Source organism: Methylocystis bryophila (assembly GCF_027925445.1).
Lineage (GTDB): Bacteria > Pseudomonadota > Alphaproteobacteria > Rhizobiales > Beijerinckiaceae > Methylocystis > Methylocystis bryophila.
The window spans coordinates 4,229,422-4,255,838 of sequence record NZ_AP027149.1 but is presented as its reverse complement, the minus strand read 5'-3'; the positions used below and the strand labels follow the sequence as shown (position 1 = coordinate 4,255,838).

Here is a 26,417-nt window from a genome sequence, read left to right as displayed (position 1 = left end):
GCCACTTTTGCAACGCGCGGCAAAGCCTATAAGGTGCCGCTCAAAGACGCCAAAGCGCAGCGGATCGCCCGGCCGCCGCGAAGGGGAGAAGCATGGAATCGGAACAGGACGAATTGCCGCCGCGCGAAGCAATGGATTACGACGTCGTCATCGTGGGCGCCGGACCCGCGGGCCTTTGCGCCGCCATTCGCCTGAAGCAGCTCGATGAGAACCTCTCGGTCGTCGTGATCGAGAAGGGCTCGGAGCCCGGCGCGCATATCTTATCGGGCGCCGTGATTGATCCGATCGCGCTGGATCGCCTGCTGCCGGGCTGGCGCGAGCGCGCCGATCATCCGATCTCCACGCAAGTGACGTCCGACGAAATCTTTCTCTTGAGCGAGACGGGCGCGACGCCGCTGCCGCATGTCATCAACCCCAAGCTCATGAGCAATCACGGCAAGTTCGTGGGCTCGCTCGGCAATGTCGTGCGCTTTCTCGCCCAGGAGGCCGAAGGTCTCGGCGTCGAGATCTATCCGGGCTTCGCCGGCGCCGAAATTCTCTATGGCGACAAGGGCGAGGTGCTGGGCGTCGCGACCGGCGACATGGGCGTCGCCAAGGACGGCCATCACAAGGAGAGTTTCACGCGCGGCATGGAGCTGCGCGGGCGTTACACGCTGTTCGCCGAAGGCGCGCGCGGGTCGCTCTCGAAGCAGCTCATCGCCAAATTCGGGCTCGACAAGAATAGCGAGCCGCAGAAATTCGGCATCGGCCTGAAAGAGCTTTGGCGCATCCCCAAGGAGAAGCATCGCGCCGGCGCCGTGATGCACACCTTCGGCTGGCCGCTCGACAGCCGCACGGGCGGCGGCTCCTTCCTCTATCACTTCGACGACGACCTCGTCTCGATCGGCTTCGTCATCCATTTGAACTACGACGATCCGACGCTCTCCCCCTTCGACGAGTTCCAACGCTTCAAGACGCATCCCTTGATCGCCAAGCAGCTCGAAGGCGGCGAGCGCATTTCCTATGGCGCGCGCGCATTGACCGAGGGCGGCTGGCAAAGCGTGCCGAAGCTCGTCTTCCCTGGAGGCGCGCTGATCGGTTGCGCCGCGGGCTTCATGAACCTCCCGCGTGTGAAGGGCTCGCACAATGCGATGCTCTCGGGGATGCTCGCCGCCGAGCATTTGGAAAAGGCGCTGAAGGCGGGCCGTGCGCAGGACGAGCTCGGCGAATATGACTCGTCCTGGCGCGCTTCCGACATCGGCCGCGATCTGAAGCTGGTGCGCAACGTCAAGCCGCTCCTCTCGAAATATGGGCTCTATGTCGGCGTGCTGCTTGGCGGCTTCGACATGTGGACGAACGAGCTTTTCGGCTTCTCCGTCTTCGGCACCTTGCCGCACGGAAAGCCCGACTACGCGTCGCTGAAGCCGATTTCCGAAGTGGCGCCCAAGACCTATCCGAAGCTTTCGGGAAAAATCGCCTTCGACAAGCTCTCCTCCGTCTTCGTCTCGAACACGAATCACGAGGAGGACCAGCCCTGTCATCTCAAGCTCAGGGATCCGGCTGTTCCGATCCACGACAATCTTCCTCGCTACGGGGAGCCGGCCCGGCTTTATTGCCCGGCGGGAGTCTATGAGGTGGTCTACGCCGACGAGGCGGCGAAAAGTGACCCGCGCTTCGTGATCAACGCGCAGAATTGCGTGCATTGCAAAACCTGCGACATCAAGGACCCGGCGCAAAACATCACCTGGGCGCCGCCCGAGGGCGGCGGCGGGCCGAACTATCCGAATATGTGAGGCTGGGCTTGGGACGGCCGGACTTGGGCGTCGGCGGGTTCGAGATACGCAGGCTCGCGCCCGCTGACGCGCGCGACTTCCATCGGCTGCGGCTCGAGGGCTTCGCGCTGCAGACGCGCGAGTTTCGCTATGCCCCCGCGGATGAAGAGCGGCTGACGCCGAAAGAGATCGAAGCGCGGCTCCTCCGCGATTTCGTCGTTGGCGCCTTTTGCGAGGATGAGCTCGTCGGGATCGGCGGACTTTCTCGAGGCGTCGGATGCAAGATCGCGCATAAAGCGCTGCTCTTCGGCATGTATCTTCGCAGAGAATATCGCGGGTCCGGCATCGCCGACGCGTTGATGTCTGCGCTGCTCGACGAAGCGAGACGAACGGTCGAAATCGTCACCCTCACGGTCATGAGCGGCAATGCGCCGGCCGTGGGGTTCTATCGGCGCTGGGGCTTTGAGAGTTACGGGATCGAGCCTCGCGCCGTGAAGGAAGACGGCCTTTATTTCGATGAGATGCTGATGTCGCTCAGCCTCGCCGGGGGCTGAGCGCCTCGGAGCGGGCGCCGCTCAGTCGCAAGGAACGACGAGGCTTACTTCCAGTTCGGCGCCATCCTCGAGATGTTCCTTTTTGCGGACGTCCGCCTTGATCGGCAGAAGGTAGCGGCCGGTCTTCTTGTCCGGGAACAGTGACGTCCGCCACTCGGATCCTCCGATGGCCGCCGTGACCTTGACGGACCCAAAGCCGGCGCGTCTGGGATGGAAAAGCTGGATTTCTCTCGATATCGGCTCTGGCAGAGTAACGAAACGCCACGCCGCCTCTCCGGGATAGCGCCAAATCGTGGAGGCGAACCGATATGTCCCGGTCATTGGTTTTTCCTTCGGAGCCGGAGCCTTCCGCTCAGGGCGTCTCCGGCTCCCCGCGGCCCGCGAGATCGCGGGCGAGCTTGGCGAGACGATCGGCTGCGTCCGTGACCTTTTCAGCGAGCCGCGCCTCGACGGCCGCCTCGCGCGCGTCCCGCTCAACACGCTCAGCGCGCAAGGTTTCCACCTCCTTCTGCAGGGCCTCGGCGCGCAGCCGCTGGTCCTCGGCCTCGTCGGCGAATCCCAGCGCGCCCATGACGAGCAGGCGCTGGTCGCCGATCTCGCCGAAGCCTCCCCGCAGCTTCTCGATGCGCTCATCGACGAGACGTCCGAGCGCCTCGATCCTGGGCTCGTCGCCCTGCTCGCAGCCGACGCGATAGGCGCGCCCGGCAACCGTAACGACGGCGACCGCCATGAGTCTATTTTCCCTCTTCGCGCGGCGCGAGGCCGAGAACAGCCGCCACGCCGGCGCTGGCGCGCTCAACGCGGCGCACGGCCTCCTCGCGGATACGTTCGATGCCCGAGGCGCGGGCGAGCGCCGCGTCGAGCTCCTGCGCGAGGCGGTTCCTGTCGTCCTGCATGACGGTGAGCTCCTCCTCGAAATCGGCGAGCGACAAATCTTCATCGAGCCGCAGACGCACAACGTCCTCCGCGGCCTCGAGCGCGGCCTCAAGGCGGTCGAAGGCCGCGGCGAGGGCAGGCGGCAGCTCGGCGTCGTTCGATGAGGGCGGCATGGGTTCGACGCGCATCCTTTCCTGCGAAGGCGGCTCGAGCCGTCTCGCATCGCGTTCTAACACGGAAAAAGCAGCGGAATGGTTAGCGCGGCGTTGACGAGGAGGATCGCGTCGCGCCAGGACGCCACAAAACGTCCCCCTGCCGGCGATTGACCCAGCGCGAGGCGACGAACAGGAAGTCGGAGAGGCGGTTGACATAGCTCAGCGCGACCGCGGCGACTTCTTCCCCTGGCAGGGCGGCGAGCGCCACCATGGCGCGCTCGGCCCGGCGCGAGATGGCGCGGGCGAGATGAAGATGCGCCGCGACCGGCGCGCCGCCCGGCAGCACGAAGGATTTCAGCGGCGCCAGCGCGCCGTTCATTTCGTCGATCTCCGCCTCGAGGCGCGCCACCTGCTCTTGCGTGACCGCAAGTCGCGCCGAGGCGGCGCCCTTGGCGGCAGGCGTCGCGAGCTCGGCCCCGAGATCGAAAAGTTCGTTCTGGATGCGCTCGAGCATGGGGTCGAGCGCCTGATCCTCGGAGGGCAGCGCCGCGCGGGCCACGCCGATCGCCGCGTTGGTCTCGTCGATGTCGCCATAGGCGCCGACGCGCGCATCGTCCTTACGTCGACGCTCGCCGCCGACGAGCGAAGTTTCTCCTGCGTCTCCGCCGCGCGTGTAGATTCTGTCCAGTCGCACCATGGGGAGGCTGGTTATCGCCTCGATGATCCGTCAGCAAGCGCCTCGTGCGGCGAGGCGGAAAATCCTGCCGCGAGGAGCTCGCGCTCCTGTCGCCCCAGCGAATCGACCAACCGCGATCTGATGGTGCGCCAATTGGGCGCGGGGAGACGCTCCTCACGGCACCGCTGGCTGACCGTTTGGACGAGCTCGCTGAATTTTGGCGTCGGTTGCGCTGCCCGATAATGCTCGATGGCTTCGGCGATGAGCAGCTCCCGGCGCGGGTCGAGCACCCGCGAGCCCTTTGGGCGCCCGACCGGACGGGTGTTGGGCGCCACGACGGCGCCGCAACTGCGAAAAGTGCGGATCATGCGGTAGGCCGTCGCGCGGCTGACGCCAAGGTCCTTCTTCAGGTCCTCGATGACCGCTTGCGAAAGCTTTCCCTCGACGCGTCCCAGCGCGGCGCGCAGGATGGTTTCGCGTCGTTTTTCGGTTAATTTTCTAGAGGCGCCGTTTTCGATCTCGGGCATTTTGAACGAGCTTGGTTATACTTGGGAAGGCGGAGCGGGGAGCGCGTCCCGACGAACTCAGCAGACCTCTGCAAAATCGCCGCGCCTCCGGTGGACTGGGCGTTTCTCTCATAGTTTCAAAGTCATCTGCAATGGCGAAAATGGCCCGGGGCGCCGTCCAGCGCGGGCGAGGCAAGTTTGAGTCTCATCGGCAAAAACGCGCGGCCGCTCGCCGCCCGGGCAACGTAAACTATTTTCAACGATCTCGACGCAGGTAGAAAATTTAGAATGATTCCAAAAACAGAATAATTTGCAGCAATAACCGTGACTCCGGCGCGGTGCTACATAATGTCGCGCCGCAGCAAAGGCAGCGCGCGGAAGCCCCGCGCGCTGCGTCCCTGCATGACAGCTTTACGGGTGCGCCGCCCCGCCGCCCATCTCGTGCTGCATTCCCGGGCCCTTCATGTCGTGTCCGCCCATCATGCCGCCGCCGGAGCCGCCCATCATGCCGCCCATGCCGATTCCCATCACGCTGCTCATGGTCTGCTCGGCCGCCTTCTTCTGCTCTTCGGTGAGCGTCGCGAAAAACGGCTCAATCGCAGCCTTGAGCGCGCGAACGACCTCGAGATGATCGGTCATGTGGCGCTCCATCATGCTCAGATGCCCGAGCACGCCTTGATGCTTGGCGTGATCGCCGGTCGCCGCCGCGTCCAGCGCGGCGCATTTTTGCAAGGCCGTTTGAGCGGCGGCGCGATAGGCGTCCGTGAAGGAAGTCCAGGCCGCCTGTTGGGCGTCGGTTAGCTTCAGCTCGGCCTTGAGATAGGCGAGACGGCCGTCGAGATGTTCGGCGAAGCCGCAAGTCATCTTGTGCATCATGGCGCCCATGCCGGAGCCCATCATGTCATGCCCGCCCATGCCGCCCATCTGCATGCCGGAGCCCTTCATGTCGTGGCCACCCATGCCGCCCATATCGTGGCCGCCCATCATGTCGTGGCCGCCCATCATCTCGTGGCTCATGGCTCCGCCGCCTGGCGTCGTTTGAGCCCCGGTCTGAGCAAGGCCGGGGCCGGCGAGCGCCAAAAGCGCTGTAGCGGCGACGGCTCGAAAGAACGACAAGGTCTGAGATCTTTGCTTCGCGCTCATTGCATCCTCCCCTCGGCGCGCTTCGAATCCGCATGGACATCGCCGCGCGTCCGACGTTGCGGCGCCTCCATAGCTGAAATAGGCGCCCCGCACATTGGAAGTCGGTGACAAAGTCCGCATTTTCTCGCGCCAAAGGGTCGCAGGGGACATGACAGATGCGCGACGAAACGCCCCTCGCTTTAAACGCGTCGATAGGCTATCTATCGGGTCGGAACGGATCGGTCGGGGGAGGACCGCTCCGTCGTCGCACGGATAGGCCAGAGCGCTTGACATCAACGGCGCCGGGCGAGGGCTGAAGGACCCTGAAATGGATTATCGGCGCTATTTCGAGGGGGCCCTGTTCCGCCTCAAGGCCGAGCGGCGCTATCGCACTTTTGCGCATATCGAGCGCTCGGTAGAGACCTTCCCCGAGGCGCTCTGGCGCCGGCCGGATGGGCGTGCGCAGGAAGTCACGATCTGGTGTTCCAACGACTATCTCGGCATGGGTCAGCACCCCGAGGTGATTGACGCAATGGTCGAGACCGCCCGCAATGTCGGGGCGGGCGCCGGCGGGACGCGGAACATCTCCGGCACGAGCTGCGCGATCGTTGAATTGGAGCGCGAGCTCGCCGATCTGCACGGCAAGGAGGCGGCGCTCGTCTTCACCTCCGGCTGGATCTCCAATCTCGCGGCGATCTCGACGATCGCCGATCTGTTGCCGAACTGCCTGATCCTGTCAGACGCCTCCAATCATAATTCGATGATCGAGGGCGTGAAGCGTTCACGCGCCGAGAGGCAGATTTTCCGCCACAACGATCTCGCGCATCTCGAGGAGCTGCTGATCGCCGCCGGCGATCGTCCCAAGCTCATCGTTTTCGAGAGCCTCTACTCGATGAGCGGCAATATCGCGCCCGTCGCAGAGATCGCCGCCCTGGCCGAGCGCTATTGCGCAATGACCTATATCGACGAGGTTCATGCGGTCGGCATGTATGGCCCGCGCGGCGGCGGCGTCTGCGAGGCCGCCGGCGTGATGTCGAAGATCGACGTCATCGAAGGCACGCTCGCCAAGGGTTTCGGCTCGCTCGGCGGCTATATCGCGGGCGACTCGGCGCTCATCGACGCGGTGCGGAGCTATGCGCCCTCCTTCATCTTCACGACCGCGTTGCCGCCCGCTATCGCCGCGGCGGCTTGCGCCGCCGTGCGGCTGCTGAAGAGCCGTCCGGATATTCGCGCCGCTCATCAGCGCGCGGCGCATATCGTGAAGCACGCGCTGGCGGCAGGCGGCCTGCCGGTGCTGGAGAACAGCTCGCATATCGTGCCGGTCATGGTGCGCGACGCCCAGCGCTGCAAGGCCGCGAGCGACATGCTGCTCGAGCGGCACGGCGTCTATATCCAGCCCATCAACTATCCGACGGTCGCCAAGGGAACGGAGCGGCTGCGCGTGACGCCGACGCCCCGGCACACGCATGCGCATATCGTCTCGTTGGTCGAATCGCTCGTCGACGTCTGGAAGACGCTCGGGCTCGAATTCGTCGAGCCGCCGGCGCATCTGCATGTGGACGAGGCGAGCGGCGAGCGCTGCACCTATCCCGAGATCAAGCTCGCCGCGCAGTGAGGCGCTGTCATCGAGGACAGCCCTCAAAAACATCTCTTGGCTATGCTTGAAAAGGTAGCTTTGCGGCCGCGGTCTGGCAAATGATCGAGCCGTGTAAAGACGTGTTCGACATTGTCATCGGTCCGGCCCACTAGCTCGATGATGAAGCTTTTCGCTGATGATACTTTCTGGATAAGTTCCTTATCGACATAGCTGATTTTTGCATTCCATGGACCGCCAGTCGGGCCCTCGTTGAAGTTTATCTGGCCTATTCCAAGGTCTGTCTTTTTCTCGTCTGTGAAGAAGCGGACAATAGGATAGGAGTCGGTTCGGAACAATTCTGCTAGAGCTTCGTGTCCAAAATCAATTTCGAAATCAATTTGCCTCAGGTCACATGACCCAAACAGAATCTGGTACTCTGATGCGAGATCCGAGTCGAGAACCCCAAAAACGCCCCCTGCTTCGGTCTCGAATGGGCTGAAATGCCAATGCGCTGTGGAAGCAGATGGATTGGTTTCGCCCGAGGCGCTGCGTTGGAAGGTTAACACGGCAAACACTACAGCGACCGCACCCAGCCGCCCCGCACTCACCAAGTTTTTCGGCATTGCAAGGGCTCAATTCATCAGCGACCCAGCAAGATCCTTGAGCGCCGATTCGTCCGCGCAGAAAAGAACATGCCATTCATTTGCGGCTCTCGAGAGCGACGGTCCCAGCGCGCGAAGCTGGCGTGCGGACAGCACGCAGATCGGGCGGCGCGCCGTCTCCTCCCCCGCGACGCCGACGATCGCGACCCCCTCGAATTCCGACACCAGGGCCCAGTCGCTCCCGGCGAAGACGGACAGCACATAGCGGCGGCCGGAGAGACCATGCCACGCATAAAAGGCGCCGTTGAGCCGCGAGTGGGCCAGCGAGGCGAGGCTGCAGCCACGCCCGGCGCCTTTGCGCTCTGCGATCCCCTTGGATATGTGGACATCCTGCCGCTTCACGGCCTGGGCGCCGATCATTGCAACCTCCATCACGACGCGATCAGAACTCGAACAGAACTAGAACAAAAACAGACCGGCGTCAACAGCCGGCTTAAGGAAACGCTCAAGATCGCTTTTCGTTCCCTTACCGGGGAATATCGGCAGAATTTTCAATGAGAAAGCCGCCGGCTTCGGTGCGCGCCCAGGCCGCTCCGCAAGCTTTGGCCAGTTCGCGCACCCGCGCGATAAAGCTCTGACGCTCCGTCACCGAGATCACGCCGCGCGCGTCGAGCAAGTTGAAGGCGTGCGAAGCCTTGATGCATTGGTCATAGGCGGGCAGAGCGAGCAAATGCCGTCCCTGCGCCGAGTCGCCGCCGAGCGTCAGCAGTCTCTTGCACTCGCTTTCGGCGGCGGAAAAGTCCCGGAAAAGCTTGTCGGTGTCCGCATATTCGAAGTTATGGCGAGAGTATTCCTGCTCTGCCTGCAAAAATACGTCGGCATAGCTGATCTTTTCCTCGCCCTCGCGCCCGTTGAAGTTGAGCTGCATGATGGAGTCTACGCCCTGCAGATAGCAGGCGAGCCGTTCGAGCCCATAGGTAAGCTCGCCGGAGACGGGTCGACATTCTATTCCTGCAACCTGCTGAAAATAGGTGAACTGCGAGACCTCCATGCCGTCGCACCAGCATTCCCAGCCGAGCCCCCAGGCGCCCAGCGTCGGGCTCTCCCAGTCGTCCTCGACGAAGCGGATGTCGTGCAGCTTCGCGTCGAGGCCGATGGCTTCGAGCGAGGCGAGATAGAGCTCCTGGAGGTCGGGCGGGGAGGGCTTTAGGATGACTTGGAACTGGTAGTAATGCTGCCCGCGATTGGGGTTCTCGCCATAGCGGCCGTCCTTGGGCCTGCGGCAAGGCTGCGCATAGGCGGCGCGCCAGGGCTTGGCGCCGAGCGCGCGCAAGGTGGTCGCAGGGTGGAACGTGCCCGCGCCCATCTCCATGTCATAGGGCTGAAGAATCACGCAGCCCTGACGGGCCCAATAGCGCTGCAAGGTCAGGATGAGGCCCTGAAAGGATTTGGTCGGCGCGAAGGCGTCGTCGGTCCCGACTGTCATGGCGCTGGCGCTCCGCGTTTTGAGTCCTCGTCGATGAGCGGCACGCCGTAATCGCGCAGAATGGCGTCGAGCGCATTTTTATTCTCGGCGATGAAGCGATTGAGCTCGCGCTTCCAATTCTGATCGGACCGGCGCACGCCGAAGGCGATGCGAAAGCTCATGCGCGCGCCGGGCGCGTCGGCGATCGGGGTGACAACAAGCTTCTTTTTGGCGGTCTTCGCGCGATAGCCGGCGATCGGCCCCCAGAGGAGGGCCACGTCCAGCTCCCCTTTGTCGAGATCGGCGATCATGTCCCTGGAGGAAGAGTCGTAGCGGGTGTCCACCATCAGCGGATAGGACTTTACGGCTCCGAGCAGGCCATATTGCGCGAGAAGATTGCCGGGCGGCGTGTTGGCGACCAATCCAATGCGCCGGCCGGGAGACTTGAGTCGCGGATCGTCGAGCGATCGCAAATCCGCGAGATCCGAATCGGCGCGCGTCACCAGCGCATAGCTCGTGCGATAATAGGGATTCGTCGGCTGGACGACGTCATTGCCTTGGGGGGAGCCAAGAATCACGTCGCAAAGACGCGCATTGAGCGTGTTGCGGACGAAGCCTGTCGCGCCCGGATAGAAAGTATAGGCAAGGCCTTTGTGAAGCTTCGCGGCGAGGAGCTCGGCGATCTTGTTCTCGAAGCCCTCGCCCTTTTCATTCGAGAAAGGCAAGTTGTTGGGATCGGCGCAAACCCGAAGCGTCGTAGGGTCAATGATTTCGAATGAGCCCGCTTCGTCCATTCCGCGCGCGGCGGCTTCCGGCCCGAGGTTCTGCCCCGAGGCGGGTTGCGCGAGGAGCGCGACCGCGGCGAACACAAGCCAGCTCGGCGCGCGTCGTCGTTGAGGACGCGGCCGAAGTGCACGGTCTTCTGCGCTGATAAGTCGAGTCAATCCCCGCTCCGGGAGCGGCGCGAGACGCGCGTCTCGCGCCCGTTCGCTCACTTGGCGTTCATGCAGGCGGTTTCGGCCTCGGTGAAGGCCTTCGGCTTCTCTTCTTTCTTCTCGGGTCTGCCTGCCGGGATCGCGCCCGTCGAAAGCGCGCGGAGATAGACGTAAAGATCGTTGAGATAGCAGGAGGCGTTCTTATTGTCCGCGAAGGACGGCATCACGCTGGTGCCGTTCGGACGACCGCCGATCACGATGCCCGCGAATTCCGCATAGTTGAACCGCTTCACCGAATCCTTCAAGGCGGGAGCATAGGTCGAGCCGGCGCCGTTCGGGCCGTGGCAGACGTGGCACTCGGAGTGATAGCGGCGGTAGCCGGAGAAGGTGTACCAGTCGACCGTGCCGTCAGGCTTCACGTTGTATGTCGGATCGCCTTGCGCATCGAGATATTTGCCGTCTTCCGACTTGACGGCCTTCGGGTCGCCCGGAGGATCGGCGTAGGCCGCCGTTCCGAAGCTCACAACGACCCCGAGGGCAAGCGCCCCCGCCAAAGACAGTTTCATCCCTACTCTCCGACTTTTCTTGATTTCCACGCCGCAGTCACCGCGACGGTCGCAATCGCCATAGCAGATTGCTTAACGCGTAAAAAGAAGCTCCCGGCCACGCGTCGTCAAGACAACGAAGCCGGGCGCAGCCTTTTGGAAAAAGGGGCGCGACGCGCGCGCCCCAACTTTCTTTAGTTGGCGGGCGACTTCCACACCGCCGGGGCGCTGGACGACGGCGCGGCCGCCGAAGCGCTCTCGCTCGGCAGGGCGAAGACGGTCAGCACGCCACCGAGCGCCGTGTAATCCGCGAGGCCCTTGTAGTTGCCGACGGCGCCGAGGCCCTCGTTGCTCTTCGCCAAGCCCGCCGCGAGGCCGATGCCTGCCCAGCCGCCGACGCCCGAGAGCACCGCGACATTCTGATGGCCCTTGTGCTCATAGGTGATCACATTGCCGATGATGCCCGACGGAGTCTTGAACTTATAGAGCTCCTTGCCGGTCTTCAGATCGACGGCCTTCAGATAGCCTTCGAGCGTGCCGTAGAAGGCGATGCCGCCGGCCGTCGAGACCGTGCCGGACCACACCGAGAACTGCTCCGGATCGGACCAGACGATCTTGCCGGTGCGCGCGTCCCAGGCGATGAAGTTGCCGGTGTTGGTCGTGCCGTCGCCGAGCACCTTGCCCGCCGGGAACATTTCGAGCGTCGCGCCGACATAGGGCTGGCCGGCGGTGTAGCTCACGCGGAAGGGCTCATAGTCCATGCAGACGTGGTTCGTCGGCACGTAGAAGAGCTCCGTCTCGGGGTTGAACGACACCGGCTGCTCGTCCTTGGAGCCAAGCGCCGCGGGGCAGACGCCCTGCGTGTTCACGTCCTCGCCGTTCTGCTCTGTCGAATATTTCGCGACGACGAGCGGACGGCCGTAGGTCGGCGAGCTCTTGTCCATGTCGACCTTGGTCGCCCAGTTGACCGCCGGGTCGAACTTCTCGGCGACGAGCAGCTCGCCCGTGACGCGGTCGAGCGTGTAGCCGAAGCCGTTACGGTCGAAGTGGACCGCGGTCTTGCGCTTGACGCCGCCGATCGTCTGGTCCGCGAGCACGATCTCGTTGATCGCGTCATAGTCCCATTCGTCGTGCGGAGTCGTCTGATAGACCCACTTGGCCTTGCCGGTGTCGAGGTCGCGCGCCCAAAGCGTCATGGACCAGCGGTTGTCGCCCGGACGCTGCTTGGGGTTCCAGGTCGAGGGGTTGCCCGAGCCGTAGTAAACCAAGTTCAGCTCGGGATCGTAGCTGTACCAGCCCCAGGTGGTGCCGCCGCCGATCTGCCACTGATCGCCTTCCCAGGTCTTCGTGGAGGAGTCGGGGCCGACCGGCTTGCCGAGATAGGTGGTCTTGTCCGGGTCGATCAGCGTGTCGCTGTCCGGGCCCATCGAATAGCCGCGCCACAGCTGATGACCGTCCTTGACGTCATAGGCCGTGATGTGGCCGCGCACGCCGAACTCGCCGCCGGCGATGCCGACGAGCACCTTGTCCTTGAAGACATGCGGAGCGGCGGTCGAGGTCTGACCCTTGGAGGGATCGCCGTTCTTCACCGACCAGACGAGCTTTCCGGTCTTGGCGTCGAGCGCGACGAGCGTCGTGTCGGCCTGAGCCAGGAAGATCTTGCCGTCGCCATAGGCGAGGCCACGATTGACCGTGTCGCAGCACATCACGCCGATGACGGCCGGATCCTGCTTCGGCTCATACTTCCAGATGATCTTGCCGTTGTCGTTCAGATCGAGGGCATAGACGATGTTCGGGAAGGAGGTGTGCAGATACATCACGTCGCCGAGGACGAGCGGCGCGCCCTCGTGGCCGCGCAGCGTTCCCGTGGAGAAGCTCCACGCGGGGACGAGCTTATGGACGTTGGTCGTGTTGATTTCTTTGAGTGTGGAATAGCGCAAATTCGCGTAATCGCCCGTGGGCAGCGCCCACTGCTTCGGGTCCTTTTGAAGGGTAAGCAGCGCGTCTTCGGCCTTCGCGACGCTGACCGAAGCCAACGCCAGAACACCGACCGAAGTCGACAACAATAGCTTATGCATGAGCTTTTCCTCCTGACGAGGTCGCCACGCGCCTTATGCTGGCGTCGTCGCCGATCTCGCGCCTGATGGCTCCTTAGGGTGCCGGGAAGGCTTTTCCGTTTTTTTGTCTCCCGCCGAGCGCGCGTCGCCGCCGCTTCCGCGAGGATAATCTTCCGGTTCCCGTCCAGAAGACTTCTCTTAAGCCGGAAACGGCGGGATAATATGGCGCCGCCTTAGCGAGCGCAACCGGGAAAAATGCCCGCAAAACGGCCGGGCCGCTCCTTCGAAACGGCGCTTTAATGTGAGCTTACACCGATGATGCGACGTCTCGTCTTAGCGATCTTCATGTCGATTCTCTCCGTTACGGCGCCCTCGCGCGCAATGGAGAGTTTCAGCTTGGAGGAGATCGCCCCTGGCGTTCTCGCCCATGCGGGCCGGATCGCGATGATGACGCGCGAGAACAAAGGCGACATCGCCAATCTCGGCGCCGTCATCGGCGACGACGCCGTGGCGGTCGTCGATGCTGGCGGGAGCCTCCTCGAAGGAGAGGCCTTCCTCGCCGCTTTAAGGGAGAGGACGTCTAAGCCCATTCGTTACGTCATCGCGACCCACGCCCATCCCGATCATATCTTCGGGGTCTCGGCGTTTGTCGCCGCGGGGGCGGTCTTCGTCGCCCACAAGAACCTGCCGCGCGCGCTGGCGGCGCGCGGCGAGCATTATCTCTCTTCTTTCCGTGAGGCGATGGGAGACGCGCTGACCGGCACGACGCTCGTCTCGCCGACCCTCACGGTGGAGAAGGAGACGACCCTCGATCTGGGGGGCCGGAAGATCTTGCTGCAGACATGGCCGCGATCCCACAGCGATTGCGACCTGACCGTCCTCGACGAAAAGACAGGAACGCTCTTCGCCGGCGATCTGCTGTTCATGGGGCATGTGCCGGTCGTGGACGGCAGTCTGCTCGGATTTCTCGCTGTCGCTGACGATTTGGCGAAGATCCCGGCGATCCGCGTGGTTCCGGGGCACGGTCCTCTGGTCGCCCCTTGGCCGCAGGCGCTCGACGACGAGCGAGGCTATCTGCAGCGGCTCACGGCGGATCTGCGCGCGGCGATCAAGAAGGGGGAGGGCGTCGCGCAAACGGCCAAGCAGGCCGGCGAGAGCCAACGAACGAAATGGAGCCTCTTCGACGATTATAACGGGCGCAACGCCACCGCCGGATTTGCCGAGCTCGAATGGGAAGGCCCGTGATAGCCCTGGCAAGGGCAGGGAGATCGGATGCCGTCTTATGTGGCTTTGCTTCGCGCCGTGAATGTGGGCGGGACAGGCAAATTGCCGATGTCGGCGCTGAAGGCGATGTGCGTCGCCGAAGGCTTTGAAGGCGTTCAGACCTATATCGCCAGCGGCAATGTCGTGTTTTCGGTCGATCGAGCCGAGGCACAGGTAAAGGCGGCGCTGGAGGAGCGTCTGAACTCCTTTACTGGCAAGCCAGTGGGTGTGATCCTGCGCACAGCGAAAGAGATGGCGGATATTCTCGCCGCCAATCCTTTTCCTGGCGCGCCGCCCCAATGGACATGCGTCATTTTTCTCAATGCCCCTCCGCCCGCCGACACGCTCGACGGGATTAGGCGTCAGAAGGATGAACAGCTGTGCTTGGGCAAGCGGGAGATTTATGTGGCCTATGGCGAGGGCATGGGCCGCTCAAAGCTCAAGATTCCAGCGGGAGCGAACGGCACGGCCCGAAACATCAACACCGTCGCAAAGCTCGCGGAACTGGCGGCTTCGAGATGAAGCGGTGGCCGCTGCGATGTGACCTAGTCGCAGACGACGCCGATGGCGGCGCTTACGGTTAGAAAGGAAGCACGATGACCCAACACGCTCCGCACCGCTGCGTCGCCTTTTTGCTCGCCTTCGGACTGACGGCCGGCGCCGTTCTGACGGCGCAGGCCGAGACGGCGGACGTCTGGCCGGACATCTCTCGGGATATATTCCCCGGCAAAAGCGTCGGTTTGGATCAGACCATCGCGCTCGAAGCCCCGGCGCGCGCCGAGGACGCCGCCATCGTGCCCATGACGCTGCGCTTCAAAGTCGGAGGCGTGCGCCGCGCCACGCTCGTCATCGACCAGAACCCAATGCCGATGGCCGCGGCCTTCGAGATCGGACCAAACGCCGGCGTGAGCTTCATCGAAACCCGCGTGCGCGTGAACTCCTACACAAACGTCCATGCCGTGGCCGAAACCGATGACGGATCGCTCCATGCCGAGGTCAAGTTCGTCAAGGCGGCGGGCGGCTGCTCCGCGCCGGCGGGCAAGAACATGGATGAAGCGGCGGCCAATCTCGGCAAAATGAAATATCGCGAGTTCAAGTCGTCATCTGCGGATCTGCGCGAGGCGCAGATCATGATTCGCCATCCCAACAGCTCCGGCATGCAGATGGACCAGGTGACGCATCTCTACATCCCCGCGCATTATGTCGAGAAGGTCGAGGTGCGTCAGGGCGCCGATCTGATCTTTGCGATGGAGGGCGGCATATCGCTATCGGAGGATCCAGTGTTCCGCTTCGACTACAAACCCAATGGGGCAAAGACGATCTCGGTCGAGGCGCATGACACGAAGGGCGCCGTGTTCAAGTCGGAGTGGCCGATTGGCGACGCCTCCTGACGAAGGCTGTGGTCAAAGCCGTTTGCGCAAAGAACTCAGCTCGTCGGACGCTTCTTAGAGCGCGCGCTGAACGCGTGGAATCACGCGATCGAAAATGACTCGCTCAATATCCACTTTTCATATCGCGCTCTAGCTTTTGGAATCGGTCACATTGTCTGGCCTTCAGGCGATTCCGCCTGAACGCAGCGTGATCTCGGCGGACGAGAATTTGTCCCCCAAAGTCCGACCGCGCCATCGCCGTGGCGGCGACAAAAGCAGATCATCGAGCTCGAGCAAAAAAACCGCGCCCCTGCGGGAGCGCGGCGCGGGCTCGCAAACGACCCATCGACACAGTTGCAAAGGGAAAGGTCAGCCGCCCCAAATCATCAAGCCGATCGCGACGAACAGCGGCGCGGACGCCAAGAGGCAAATCACGGAGACGCACGCAATCGTCTCAGCCCGAGCGGCATGGGCAGCCGACAGAGCTGCATCGTGGTTGTGCACGGACATAAGAGACATGACTTGATCCTCCAACGGCCGATGGTTGCGGCCACACCTACGCCGCGGGCCCGAACGCCGCGCTTAACCTGCGCTAGGGAATGCGCAGAGGGGGCGCCGGGTTCCGCGACTTTTACAAAATATTTTTCGAAGACCGTCTCTAATGGCGACGTAACGTTAATCCGAGCCGCGCGCCGAGTTAAGGAATTTGAGGAAATCCGGAATCGGCCGGGTCGCGAAAGCCCGTCAGCTTTTGCGCAGCTTGCTTTGCCGATCGCCGCGACGCCGAGCCGGCGCCTCCACAGTGGCCGAAACCTGCGACGCCTGCGGTTTTTCCCCAAACAGCTCGGCGAGCTTTTCGGTCATCGCGCCGCCGAGCTCCTCGGCGTCGACGATGGTGACCGCGCGCCGATAGTAGCGCGTCACGTCATGGCCGATGCCGATCGCAATCAGCTCCACCGGCGAGCGCGTTTCGATTTCGAAAATGACCTGTCGCAAATGGCGCTCGAGGTAATTGCCGGGGTTGACCGAGAGGGTCGAATCATCGACCGGCGCGCCGTCCGAGATCATCATCAAGATGCGGCGCTGCTCCGGACGGGCCAGCAATCGGCGATGCGCCCAATCCAGCGCCTCGCCGTCGATGTTCTCCTTGAGCAGGCCCTCGCGCATCATGAGGCCAAGATTGCGCCTCGCGCGCCGCCAAGGCGCATCGGCCGCCTTGTAGACGATGTGGCGGATGTCGTTGAGACGGCCAGGGTTCGGCTGCTTGCCCTCGCCGAGCCATGCCTCGCGCGCGCGACCGCCTTTCCAGGCCCTTGTCGTGAAGCCGAGAATCTCGACCTTCACCCCGCAACGTTCGAGCGTGCGCGCCAAAATATCGGCGCAGGTCGCCGCGACGGTGATGGGGCGCCCGCGCATCGAGCCGGAATTGTCTAGGAGCAGCGTCACCACCGTGTCGCGGAAATCGGTGTCCTTCTCGCGCTTGAACGAGAGCGGTTGCTGCGGATCGATGATGATCCGCGGCAGCCGCGCCGGATCGAGAAGACCCTCCTCGAGATCGAACTCCCAGGAGCGGCTCTGTTGCGCCATCAGGCGGCGCTGCAGCCGATTGGCGAGCCGACCGACGACGCTCGACAGATGCAGCAGCTGCTTGTCGAGGTAGGAACGCAGGCGCTCCAGCTCCTCCGCGTCGCAGAGCTCCTCCGCGCGGACGATCTCGTCGAACTTCGTGGAGTAGGCGACATAATCGGAGCCCGATCGGTCAGCATGGGGGAGATTGGGCCGGCGCCCGTCATGCGCTTCCTCGGCCTCGCCGCCCTCCAGCTCCTCGCGCGCTTCGCCGTAGGGCGCCTCGGTTGATTCGGTCTCGCCCTCCGCCTCTTGCTCCTCGGAGGACAAGGCCTTTTCCATCTCGGCCGCTGATCTCGGCTCCTCTCCCTGCTCCCTCTCGCCTTCCGGGCTCTCCTTGTCCTTCTGATCCTCCTCGGATTTATCCTCCTCTTCGTCCTGCTCGGCGCGCTGCGGGGCGCCCATGTCGAGCTTCGCGAGCAAATGCTGGACGATCTGCGCGAAGCCGCGCTGGTCCTCGATCGCGCCGGAGAGCCGATCCAGATCCGCGCTCCCGCGCTCCTCGATGAAATCGCGCCACAGCTCCACGAGCTTGCGGCCGTGCGGGGGAGGCGCGAGGCCCGTCAACCGCTCGCGGGCGATCAGCGCCAGCGCGTCCTCGAGCGGCGCATCCTCGCGTCGCGTGATCGCGTCGTATTGAGCGCGCTGGTAACGGTCGTCGAGCATCACCTCGATATTGGCGGCGACGCCGGCCATGCGCCGGGAGCCGATGGACTCGACGCGCGCCTGCTCGATGGCGTCAAAAGCGGCTCGGCTTTCCCCTGTGGCGGGGGCATGGCGCCGGTGCAGCGCCTCGTTGTGACAGGCGAGCCTGAGCGCGAAGCTGTCGGCGCAGCCGCGGGCGATCGCGGCGTCGCGCGGGGCGAGCTTGCGAGGCGGCTCGGGCAGGCGCGCCTTGACGCCCTCCTCGGAGGCGACGAGCGAGGGGCGGTCGGGTGAAAAACTCACCTCGAGGTCGGGCGATTTGGCCATCGCCCGCATCGTTCCGGCGAGCGAGCGCTTGAACGGTTCCTGAGGCGAATCCTTGGGCTGGCCGGGGCGACGGTTCGTGGGGGCGGGAGGCATGGCTTCGCATATAGCCCGCTCCGCGCGGCTCCGGAAGAGAGAAGGCCGCCAGGTGGGTGAGATGGATCTCCGACAAGGCCGAGAACACGCCGAAGCCTAAACGCGCCTCCGTGCGCGTCGTGTCGATTGCGGCCCCAAATGGCCGGCCCATTTTCGACACGGGCGCCGTCCAGAGCGCAATCTGCGGGGCGCCGCAGCTTGTGCCGGGACACGCCTACGCAGGCTTTTGCGAAAGCGTGATCGAAGCGCGGTATGCAGGCTATATCGATTCATTCGCCGGAGGGGCGGTGTGCTTTGGCCGCATAGGACAGATGCGCCTCGAGCCGTATCCCCAACAGTACTCGGTTCGGCATAACGTAGCGAGGCCCACAGACATGATCGCGGAATCGATAGCGTTTCTCATCCGCAACTTGCCAGCGGTCCTGCTGCTTTTCGCTCTTGTGCTCGGAGCGACAGGACTGCCACGCAGGACGGATGCCGCGAGCCGCTTTTTGGCTTGGATTCTGCTCCTGCCTATCGGCGTGACTGGGCTCTGGGCAGGGATCGCGCACATCTTTTATCCGGGCGTCGCCGCTGCTTACATCGGATGGGAGGACAGCCCGTTTCAGTATGAGGTCGGAACGGCCGATCTCGCCATCGGCGTCACGGCCTGCGCGGCCTTCTGGCGCAGTTGGGACTTCAGGGCGGCGGCTGTTTGCGGCGCCTCGATTTTCCTGTTCGGCGACGCAATCGGGCATGTTCGCCAGATGCTCGCCGCAAACAACTTCGCGCCCGGAAACGCGGGAGTCCCCTTCTACATGGACATCATCTGCCCTCTGCTCGCCATTGGCTTGCTCATTGCCTCGCGTAGGGCGAGCTCATTGGGAAAGTGATCGCCCCGTCTCATCCGCCCCGCTCCGCCACGAGCTTTAGCGCGCGCGCATAGACCTGGCGGCGCGGCTGGCCCGTCGCGGCGGCGACGACATCCGCAGCGTCTCTCAGCGAATGCGCGGCGAGCGCCGCCTCGAGCTGAGCGTCGATCTCCTCCTCGCGTCCGGCTTTCGCATCCCCAGTAGGCGGGGCGACCAGCAGCACGATCTCGCCCTTCGGAGGCTCCTCCTGCGCCAGCGCTTGCGCAAGATCCGCGAGCCAGCCGCGCCGCACGGTCTCGTAGAGCTTGGTGAGCTCGCGGGCGATCGCCGCCTCCCGGTCGCCGAGCGCGGCGACGCAGTCCTGCAGCGTGTCGGCGAGGCGGCGAGGGCTTTCGAAAAAAACGAGCGTGCCCGGCACGTGCACAAGCTCGGCGAGGCGGGCGCGCCGCGGGCCGCTCTTTTGCGGGAGGAAGCCCTCGAAGAAAAAGCGGTCGGTCGGGAGGCCGGCCACCACGAGCGCGGTCAGGACCGCCGAAGGCCCCGGGACGGCGGTGACCTTGAAGCCCGCGATGAGCGATTCCTGAACCAGCTTGTAGCCCGGATCGGAGACAAGCGGAGTCCCCGCGTCGGAGACCAGCGCAAGACGCGCGCCCTCCTTCAGCCGCGCGAGGAGATGCGGGCGCATCACACGCGCATTGTGCTCGTGATAGGCGACGAGCGGCGTCGATATGCCGTAATGCGCGAGCAGCGTCCGTGTGACGCGCGTGTCCTCGGCGATCACCGCATCGGCCGCCGCCAGCGTCTCCAGCGCGCGGAAGGTAATGTCGCGCAGATTGCCGATCGGCGTGGCGACGAGATAGAGGCCCGGCGCGATCTGCTCGGCCTCAGCGCGCAGACCGAAGGCGGCGTAAGTGAAGGGTGCAGGCGACGCGTGATCGTCAGGCATGGGCTCCCCGCATCGCCGTTCTGTAAGACGCTCGAATGTTCTTTTTATAGAACGAAGTCCGTCGTCGGCGCAAGCTTGCGCCTCAGTCCCACAGTTCCTCGTTTTCGCGGGAGAGTCGACCTCGCTATTGACATGCGACCGCCGGGCGGGACTATTGCCCGGCTCCGGGAAAGGACCAGCGCGGAGGGTTTGACGCCTGTCTAAAGCTTTGCAGCGACAACGATGCGGACGATGAGCCGACCGGCGCTTGACCGCAGAGCGCCGTCACGGGCGGGCTTCAGCCTCGCCTTGGCGGCTGCGGCTGTGCTCCTTTGTGCGTGCAATCCCACCGGAGGGTCGAGCCGGTCGGATCTCAAGCTCACCGCGCCGTCCTCAGGCTCGGCGCAATCCCAGGCGCTTCCGCCGCTCGCGGGCGAGCCGAGCGAGCTCATTGGTCAGGGTCCAATCAAAATCGCGCTGATCGTGCCGCTGACGCAAGCGTCCGGCCCCTCGAGCGTCGGCGCGTCATTGCGCAATGCGGCGCAGCTCGCTTATCTCGAGTCGGGACAAAGCGATGTCAGCATCGTCGTCAAGGACGACCACTCCTCGCCCGCGGGCGCGGCGACCGCGGCGCAAGCCGCCGTGAACGAAGGCGCGGAGCTGATTCTCGGCCCGGTCTTCGCCGCTGGCGTCAAGGAAGCAGGGCGTGTCGCGAAAGGCGCCGGCAAGCCCGTCATCGCCTTTTCGACCGATTCCTCAGCGGCCGCGCGCGGCGTGTATCTGCTGTCGTTTCTCGTCGAGGGAAATGTCGAGCGGATCATCGACTTCGCCGCCCAACGGGGCAAGAAGTCCGCAGCGGCGCTCGTTCCCGACAACGAATATGGCGCGCTCGCCCTCGCACAGTTTCAGCAGAGCGCAGCCAACCACGGCATGCGCGTCGTCGTGATCGAAAAGTATAAGCCAGGCCAGCCTGCCGACGCAGTCAAGCGGATCGCGGCCGTCGCCGGGCAGATCGACACGCTATTCATTCCCGATTCGCCGGAGGCCATGGGCGCCGTGGCCCGCGAGCTGACGGCGGCCAATCTCGACTCCAAACATGTGCAGATCCTCGGGACGAGCCTTTGGAACGATCCGCGCGCGTTGAAGCTCCCCGCGCTGCAGGGCGCCTGGTTCGCCGCGCCGGAGAACGCCGGCTTCAACGCTTTCGCTGGCAGATATCGCGCTAAGTTCGGGTCCGAGCCGTCGCGCATCGCAACCCTCACCTATGACGCGGTCACGCTGGCCATCGCGCTCTCCCGCCAGCAGGGCTCACAGCGCTTCACTGATTCCTCGCTCACCAATCCGGCGGGATTCAATGGAGCCGACGGGGTGTTTCGCTTCCGGGCCGAGGGCTTGAACGATCGAGCGCTTTCGGTGCTCGAAATTAACGACGCTCAGCCCAGGGTGATCTCGCCGGCGCCGCGCACGCTTGGCCCGGCCAGTAGCGGCTGAAACGCGGAGCCGTTGCGCGTGGCGTCATGCGCTCGATTTCGTGGGACACGTCCCAAATCAAAAACTGAGAGCGCGCTGCATTTGAGCGGAACCGATCAAACGCAGATAAAGCAATCAATTCCAGCGTCTTAAAGCGCGACTCGCGCGAAAAATCGGTTTCCACTTTTTCGCATCGCGCGCTCGTCGCTCGAGATGACGACGATCTGGCGGCGGATCAGAAATAGCGTTCCGGCAGCTTGATCAGATCGCCCGGAAGAACCGGGATCTCCGCGTTCAAAGGATATTCCCGGAACCCGGGTTCGTCCGCATGCTTGATGAGCACGGTGTGGCGGCTCGCCCGATAGGTGGGGCCGCCGGCGAGCGCGATCGCGCTCATGACGTTGAGGCCGCTGCGGAAGGGAAACTCTCCGGCGCGGCCGACCTCGCCCATGATGTAGAACGGATGAAAGCCCACCACGTCGACCGTCACCTTGGGGTCGCGCAGATATTCTCCTCGGAATCTCTTGGCGAGATCGCGCTCCAGTTGGGCTTTGCTCAGGCCGGACGCCTTGATCGTGCCGGCGAGCGGCAGGGACAGATTGCCAGCCGGGTCGATCTCATATTCGCCCGTGAGCCGGTCCTCGCCGAAGACCACAATTCTGACCCTCTCGCCCGGCTTCAGATAAGGAGAGGTGGTCTGAGCTGTTCTAATCAGCTCTTCGCGCTGCTCGTCGGTCAAAGGATCGAGTGTCGCCCCAGGCTCGCAGGCGGTGAGAGTGACAGCGCAGAAAAGGACGACGCCGAATTTTCTCTTAAAGCGCATTACACACCTGCTGATTATTGCCGAAGCAGCTATGTCTTGATAGTCGTCCGTCGCGGCCGTCGTCAACCTCAATGGATTTCACAAAAACGCCAAAAGCAGGAACATCCGAGATTTACGCGATTTTGGCGCCTTACCGAGATAAATGACGCGTGCGCCGCCAAATAGCACGGAATTTTTGGTATCGCAGCACGCCTTTCGGCGGCGCTGATTCGACCGGCCGTAAGCGCGCGAGGCGCCGATCGAGAATGACGGAGGCCCGATGCGGATCATTTGGGGGGCGGTCGCCATGACGATCCCCATTCTCTGCCCGATCGAATCCAGCGCGCAAGCGCTGCGAGGACCGAGCGGCTCGGTGTATCTAAACGCCGCCGCATGCGTCGCCAAAGGCGGACGTAGCCCGCAGCTGTGCGGTAATGCGGAAAAAAACGCTGCAGCCGAGTTTGAGGAAAAGGCGCCGCGATTTGAGACGCGCGCCGCTTGCGAGCGAGCGCTCCGACAGCCCTGCGCCCTCGGCTATAATGGCAGAGGCGCCTGGGAGGGCCACCGGCACGGCATTTACTTTACGCCGCGTCAGGACGGCTTTCGAATTATCGAGTCCAGTGGCCGCGACGCGACGGTTACTCCCGTGGCGGGCTCGCTCGCATTTCAGCCGCGTTCGGCGACGCGGCTCGAGGTCTCGATCAGTCCGCAAGCCTCGAGATATTGGAACTGGGCCAATCGCGCCGCGGGGCCGGCGGGGGATTTTGGCGTTTCCTCGCCTGACAGCCCGAAAGGCGTTATCCCGCCGCCCCCTGCGGTCGACCCCAATTTCGATTGCGCGGCCGTGCTGGAGCCTTCCGCGCGCGCCAGCGCCGCTACGGCCTGTGTCCTCGCGCCCGCGCGCAGACGCTGAAGCGTCCGCGGGGCTGACGGCGGTCTCGGGCTTGCCAGCAGGCCGGCTATGCCCCACTCTAAGTCTAAGCTTGCGGGGGCCTAATGTCGGCTCGGCGCAGAATGCCTCCGATTGGGCCTGAGCCGCTTCGGACCGAACTGCTGCTCAAGCGCAAAAAGGGCGTACGAAATCATGACCGAGCGGACAAGAAGAGCCGCCGGCAAAGGAGGAACACATGGCGCATCGGAAACACGCGTTCGCGCTTCTGCTCAGCGGCGCGCTTCTCATCGTCGGTCCGGCTGGGGCGGCGGAGCTCGGACCTTATTTTCCGCTTCCCGGCAATCTGAGCGTCTCGGGCAATACGCCCCGTGAGGGCCTCTTGAAGCTGCAGGCGGCCTGGCTGCGCAATGGCCTGGACAACCTCGCCAAGGCGAAGAAGGAGACGGAAGCGTCGCTCGAGAAGGCGAAGGCGTCGAACGCCAAGCCGGAGGAGATAAAGGCGCTCGAAGACAAATTGGCGGATATCGATAAGAGAAGGGCCGGAGCCGAGGAAGAGCTTGCGCTCGGCGAGGACGACGGCGGCGGCGTCGAGACGCAAAGGGAGCGTAAGAGGGTGCTGCTCGCCAATGTCAATCAATGGATCCGGGATCTCGGCGCACAGGCGACGAAGGCTCTCAAGACGGCGATCCTTTCGGACGGCCTCGAGGCGATGTCCGCCCAACGTGAGCACGCCATGCTCGAGGAGAGGTCCGACAAGCTCGAGAACGCCACGCATGACGTGACGGTCGAGCAATGGGCCGCTACGCGCTAATTGCTCTCTGCGTTCGGGCGATCTAGCCCGAACGCAGAACGTGAATTTTAGAGCGCGATGCGTGCGGAAAGCGGGTTTCCGCTTTTGCATCGCGTCCTAGCGCTTCAAGAGACGCTCGAGATAGTCGAGCTCCTCGGCGGGCCGCTCACGCTGGTCCAGGCGGCGCTGCAGCTCCTCCTGAAGGCGATGCGCGCGTTGCGCCGGGGCTGCGCCGGGGGGATGCAGACGCGCGGCGCCATTCTGACCGCCGTCCCCGCCGAGGTCGCGACCGAGGGGATCGCGTCCGTTCTGGCCCTCTTCTCCCTCGCTCGATGGACCCTCTCCGGCCCGCTTCGCCAGGGCGTCGGCGCCGCGCCGCAGCGACTGCACCGCGCGCCCTTGCGCCTTCACGGCTCTTTCGCTCCCTGCCGGGCCTTGGCTGAGCGCGCGCTCGGCGTCCTTCATCGCCTCGTCGGCGTCGTCAAGATCGGAGGGCGCGCCCTCGCCCGAACGGCGCAAGCCTTGCACCGTGCTCTCTAAGCGTTCGCGCAAGCTCCGCTGCCGCTCCGCGCCGGAATCGTTCTGCCCTTGGCCCTGAAACGTGTCGTCGCGAAGCTGTTGCTGCTCGCGCGACAGCCGGTCGATATCGGAGAGGCCTCGCCCTGACGCAGACGGCCGGGCTTGCCCCGACCCGCGGAGATTCTCGAAAATCTCGCCAAGACGATCCAAAAGCTCGGCGGCGCGCCGCGAGTCGCCCGACTTGCTCGCCTGGTCGAGCTCAGAGAGCATTCTTTCGATCTCTTGTTGGTCGATGACCCGCGTCTCTCCGGCCGGCTCGCGCGCCGGGCGCTTTTTCTGTGCGCCGGCGCGCCGCATGTCCGCCATGAACTTGTCCATGGCGTCGCGGAGATCCTGCATGAGCCGGGCGATTTCCTCTTCGCTCGCGCCGCGCGCCACGGCGTCGCGCAGCCGTTCGCGGGCTTGCCTGAGCGCGCGCTCGCTCTCGCTCGTGTCGCCTTCAAGCCCCGTCGCGATCGCCCAAAGCAGGTCGGCGGCCTCGCGCAGATTTTCCTCGCTCTCCGGCCGATCCAGCGCGCGCCGCGCCAGGCGAAGGCCGAGGTAGGCCGAAGAGGGCGTGTTGAACAGGTCGGGGGCGAGGGAGAGCGCGTCGAGCACGAGCCGCGTGCGCGCGCTCGAGGAGGGATCGAAAACGAGGAGGCGGCGTTGCTCCGCGAGGGCGCGGGCCAGCGGATCGGTGAAGCGCCGCTGCGGCAATTCGACTTCGACGGGCTTCGAGGCGCCTTCATTGCCGCCCTCGTCCTTGGCCGCGAGCGTCATGATCGCGTTCCCGCCCGCCCAGGGACTGTCCGCGAGATCGAGCGTCGCTTCCGCCTCGCCGCGACCGCCCTGTTGCTGCGGCAAGGACAGGGCGAGCCGCGGCGGGGGAAAAAGCGGCTTGGGGGCGCCGTCTTTGACCGCAAACGACGCGCGGGCTTCGATGACGCCATAATCGTCGTCGGTCTTGAAGGCGAGCGTCATCGAGCCGCGAAAATTATTGCGCGGCGGCGCGGTCAGTTCGATCGTCGGCGCGAGGTCGGGGATCGCCGCGAGGGCGAAGACGCCGAGGTTCGGAAGCGAAAGACGCGCGTCGCCCTTTAACGCGAATCTTCGCTCCTGCCTTTCGCCCCCAGCGCTTCGGTCGGAGTCCTTGAGCTCCACGAAAGCCCCTTCCGTCGCGCCGCCGCCGCCATGGATGCGCAGGATCGAATTGACCGGAGCCTGGAGCGTTCGGCCGGCGTCTTTCTCCTCCAGCACGATTGCGGCGCGGCCGGTGTAAGGGGGAGGATCGAGCCAGGCGTCGAGCCGCGCCGAGTCCACTGCGCCGCCGGGGCTTCGCCAATCGAAGGCGGCGGCGAGGCGGGTCCCCCGGTCAGAGCCGGCGACGATGGCCGTCGTCGCGGCGGCGAGGAGGGCGAGGGCGCGCAAAGCATAAGGATCGCGCCGCGCGAGGCCTGGCTGCGGGGGCGGCAGGCGCAAGCCGCGTAAGGCATTGACGAGCCTTCGACGGTGCGCGGCCCAGAGCGCGATTGTGGCCGCGTCGGCTCTCTCGAAAGCCAGGCGATCCTGGAGTCCGCTCGCAGGGCGCAAGCCGCTCTCGTCGGCCGCGTCGAGGCGCGCCAGCGCCTCCGAGCGAGCGGGCGGCCCGCGGCGAATTTCGAGCGCAGTGAGAACGAATGCGCAAAGGGCGAAAAGCGAAACGCCGGCGATGCGCGACGGCGCCCCCACCTCGAGCCAGAAGCCGGACCAGGAAAGCGCGAGAAAAAAGAGGAGAAGCGAGCCGAGCGCCGCGGCGAGCCGGAGCAGCCGCTCGGCCATGAGCGCGCCCGCCGCGCGCCGCGCCATCAAGTCGAGGAGTGACGGTACCGGCGGCTTTCTACTCGCACGGGGATTCTGACTCATCTTGGATTCCGGCTCTGCGCAGAAAACGCGTAAAAGGAGGTCTAACGCATCGACAGGCGATTGGAAGGGCGCGCCGGCGCCAA

Annotated in this window: 26 protein-coding genes; 10 read left to right on the top strand and 16 right to left on the bottom strand. The window is 64.4% G+C overall.

Annotated features, from left to right (window positions below):
- Positions 1–92: 92 nt before the first annotated feature.
- Both QMG80_RS19670 and QMG80_RS19665 read left to right on the top strand, forming a co-directional pair.
- Entirely contained in the window at positions 93–1,772 is a 1,680-nt protein-coding gene (locus tag QMG80_RS19670; RefSeq protein ID WP_245300086.1) for an electron transfer flavoprotein-ubiquinone oxidoreductase, read from the top strand.
- 8 nt (positions 1,773–1,780) lie between these two features.
- Positions 1,781–2,305: a GNAT family N-acetyltransferase gene (locus tag QMG80_RS19665; protein WP_245300085.1), complete on the top strand. Its 525-nt coding sequence runs from the start codon at positions 1,781–1,783 to the stop codon at positions 2,303–2,305.
- 21 nt (positions 2,306–2,326) lie between these two features.
- Here QMG80_RS19665 and QMG80_RS19660 read toward each other — a convergent pair whose 3' ends face one another.
- The 6 genes from QMG80_RS19660 to QMG80_RS19635 all read right to left on the bottom strand — a co-directional run bounded on the left by QMG80_RS19660 (position 2,327) and on the right by QMG80_RS19635 (position 5,661).
- A complete protein-coding gene (locus QMG80_RS19660) occupies positions 2,327–2,626 on the bottom strand; it encodes a DUF1905 domain-containing protein (protein WP_085770705.1) in 300 nt (99 codons plus the stop codon).
- A 31-nt stretch (positions 2,627–2,657) separates the two neighbouring features.
- Positions 2,658–3,035, bottom strand: a complete 378-nt coding sequence (locus tag QMG80_RS19655) for a cell division protein ZapA (RefSeq protein WP_085770704.1) — start codon at positions 3,033–3,035, stop codon at positions 2,658–2,660.
- 4 nt (positions 3,036–3,039) lie between these two features.
- Positions 3,040–3,354: a DUF4164 family protein gene (locus tag QMG80_RS19650; RefSeq protein WP_085773539.1), complete on the bottom strand. Its 315-nt coding sequence runs from the start codon at positions 3,352–3,354 to the stop codon at positions 3,040–3,042.
- A gap of 82 nt (positions 3,355–3,436) precedes the next feature.
- A complete protein-coding gene (locus tag QMG80_RS19645) occupies positions 3,437–4,033 on the bottom strand; it encodes a cob(I)yrinic acid a,c-diamide adenosyltransferase (protein ID WP_085770703.1) in 597 nt (198 codons plus the stop codon).
- An 11-nt stretch (positions 4,034–4,044) separates the two neighbouring features.
- Positions 4,045–4,539 carry a transposase gene (locus QMG80_RS19640; protein ID WP_199769031.1) on the bottom strand — a complete coding sequence of 165 codons (495 nt, stop codon included), beginning with the start codon at positions 4,537–4,539 and terminating at the stop codon, positions 4,045–4,047.
- 390 nt (positions 4,540–4,929) lie between these two features.
- Positions 4,930–5,661 carry a Spy/CpxP family protein refolding chaperone gene (locus QMG80_RS19635; RefSeq protein WP_245300084.1) on the bottom strand — a complete coding sequence of 244 codons (732 nt, stop codon included), beginning with the start codon at positions 5,659–5,661 and terminating at the stop codon, positions 4,930–4,932.
- A 307-nt stretch (positions 5,662–5,968) separates the two neighbouring features.
- Between QMG80_RS19635 and hemA the strand changes: the two genes are divergently transcribed.
- A complete protein-coding gene (hemA, locus tag QMG80_RS19630) occupies positions 5,969–7,255 on the top strand; it encodes a 5-aminolevulinate synthase (protein ID WP_085770701.1) in 1,287 nt (428 codons plus the stop codon).
- A gap of 23 nt (positions 7,256–7,278) precedes the next feature.
- Here the strand turns inward: hemA and QMG80_RS19625 are convergent, their stop codons facing one another.
- From QMG80_RS19625 to xoxF5, 6 genes are all read right to left on the bottom strand, one after another.
- Complete coding sequence (locus QMG80_RS19625; protein WP_085770700.1) at positions 7,279–7,839, bottom strand: hypothetical protein; 561 nt, start codon at positions 7,837–7,839, stop codon at positions 7,279–7,281.
- 9 nt (positions 7,840–7,848) lie between these two features.
- A complete protein-coding gene (locus QMG80_RS19620; protein WP_085770699.1) occupies positions 7,849–8,238 on the bottom strand; it encodes a hypothetical protein in 390 nt (129 codons plus the stop codon).
- A gap of 106 nt (positions 8,239–8,344) precedes the next feature.
- Complete coding sequence (locus QMG80_RS19615) at positions 8,345–9,304, bottom strand: glycine--tRNA ligase subunit alpha (RefSeq protein WP_085770698.1); 960 nt, start codon at positions 9,302–9,304, stop codon at positions 8,345–8,347.
- Entirely contained in the window at positions 9,301–10,152 is an 852-nt protein-coding gene (locus tag QMG80_RS19610) for a substrate-binding domain-containing protein (protein ID WP_245300082.1), read from the bottom strand. Before QMG80_RS19610 ends, QMG80_RS19615 begins: the two co-directional genes overlap by 4 nt.
- 122 nt (positions 10,153–10,274) lie before the next feature.
- Positions 10,275–10,784 carry a c-type cytochrome, methanol metabolism-related gene (locus QMG80_RS19605; protein ID WP_085770697.1) on the bottom strand — a complete coding sequence of 170 codons (510 nt, stop codon included), beginning with the start codon at positions 10,782–10,784 and terminating at the stop codon, positions 10,275–10,277.
- A 173-nt stretch (positions 10,785–10,957) separates the two neighbouring features.
- On the bottom strand, positions 10,958–12,841 hold the full coding sequence (xoxF5, locus tag QMG80_RS19600; RefSeq protein ID WP_085770696.1) for a lanthanide-dependent methanol dehydrogenase XoxF5: 1,884 nt from the start codon (positions 12,839–12,841) through the stop codon (positions 10,958–10,960).
- A 297-nt stretch (positions 12,842–13,138) separates the two neighbouring features.
- Between xoxF5 and QMG80_RS19595 the strand changes: the two genes are divergently transcribed.
- The 3 genes from QMG80_RS19595 to QMG80_RS19585 all read left to right on the top strand — a co-directional run bounded on the left by QMG80_RS19595 (position 13,139) and on the right by QMG80_RS19585 (position 15,474).
- Positions 13,139–14,065, top strand: coding sequence for a quinoprotein relay system zinc metallohydrolase 2 (locus tag QMG80_RS19595; protein WP_085773537.1), 927 nt, complete (start codon positions 13,139–13,141; stop codon positions 14,063–14,065).
- 27 nt (positions 14,066–14,092) lie between these two features.
- The gene (locus QMG80_RS19590) at positions 14,093–14,605 is read left to right on the top strand and encodes a DUF1697 domain-containing protein (protein WP_085770695.1); all 513 of its coding nucleotides are present in this window, start codon (positions 14,093–14,095) and stop codon (positions 14,603–14,605) included.
- A gap of 74 nt (positions 14,606–14,679) precedes the next feature.
- Positions 14,680–15,474 carry a quinoprotein dehydrogenase-associated SoxYZ-like carrier gene (locus tag QMG80_RS19585; protein WP_085770694.1) on the top strand — a complete coding sequence of 265 codons (795 nt, stop codon included), beginning with the start codon at positions 14,680–14,682 and terminating at the stop codon, positions 15,472–15,474.
- Between the two features lie 723 nt (positions 15,475–16,197).
- Here QMG80_RS19585 and cobT read toward each other — a convergent pair.
- Positions 16,198–18,144, bottom strand: a complete 1,947-nt coding sequence (gene cobT, locus QMG80_RS19580) for a cobaltochelatase subunit CobT (RefSeq protein ID WP_085770693.1) — start codon at positions 18,142–18,144, stop codon at positions 16,198–16,200.
- Positions 18,145–18,200: 56 nt separating this feature from the next.
- On the opposite strand from cobT, the gene QMG80_RS19575 reads away from it, so the two are divergent.
- Positions 18,201–19,016: a DUF6790 family protein gene (locus tag QMG80_RS19575; RefSeq protein WP_085770692.1), complete on the top strand. Its 816-nt coding sequence runs from the start codon at positions 18,201–18,203 to the stop codon at positions 19,014–19,016.
- A 10-nt stretch (positions 19,017–19,026) separates the two neighbouring features.
- Here QMG80_RS19575 and rsmI read toward each other — a convergent pair whose 3' ends face one another.
- Positions 19,027–19,941, bottom strand: a complete 915-nt coding sequence (rsmI, locus tag QMG80_RS19570) for a 16S rRNA (cytidine(1402)-2'-O)-methyltransferase (RefSeq protein WP_085770691.1) — start codon at positions 19,939–19,941, stop codon at positions 19,027–19,029.
- 231 nt (positions 19,942–20,172) lie between these two features.
- On the opposite strand from rsmI, the gene QMG80_RS19565 reads away from it, so the two are divergent.
- A complete protein-coding gene (locus tag QMG80_RS19565) occupies positions 20,173–21,411 on the top strand; it encodes a penicillin-binding protein activator (protein WP_085773536.1) in 1,239 nt (412 codons plus the stop codon).
- Positions 21,412–21,625: 214 nt separating this feature from the next.
- On the opposite strand, the gene QMG80_RS19560 is transcribed toward QMG80_RS19565, so the two are convergent.
- Positions 21,626–22,213 carry a polysaccharide biosynthesis/export family protein gene (locus QMG80_RS19560; RefSeq protein WP_085770690.1) on the bottom strand — a complete coding sequence of 196 codons (588 nt, stop codon included), beginning with the start codon at positions 22,211–22,213 and terminating at the stop codon, positions 21,626–21,628.
- Positions 22,214–22,472: 259 nt separating this feature from the next.
- On the opposite strand from QMG80_RS19560, the gene QMG80_RS19555 reads away from it, so the two are divergent.
- Both QMG80_RS19555 and QMG80_RS19550 read left to right on the top strand, forming a co-directional pair.
- On the top strand, positions 22,473–23,105 hold the full coding sequence (locus tag QMG80_RS19555; protein WP_085770689.1) for a DUF1190 domain-containing protein: 633 nt from the start codon (positions 22,473–22,475) through the stop codon (positions 23,103–23,105).
- Positions 23,106–23,319: 214 nt separating this feature from the next.
- Positions 23,320–23,895 carry a hypothetical protein gene (locus QMG80_RS19550; RefSeq protein WP_085770688.1) on the top strand — a complete coding sequence of 192 codons (576 nt, stop codon included), beginning with the start codon at positions 23,320–23,322 and terminating at the stop codon, positions 23,893–23,895.
- A 96-nt stretch (positions 23,896–23,991) separates the two neighbouring features.
- Here QMG80_RS19550 and QMG80_RS19545 read toward each other — a convergent pair whose 3' ends face one another.
- Complete coding sequence (locus QMG80_RS19545; protein WP_085770687.1) at positions 23,992–26,334, bottom strand: TIGR02302 family protein; 2,343 nt, start codon at positions 26,332–26,334, stop codon at positions 23,992–23,994.
- Positions 26,335–26,417: the final 83 nt, after the last annotated feature.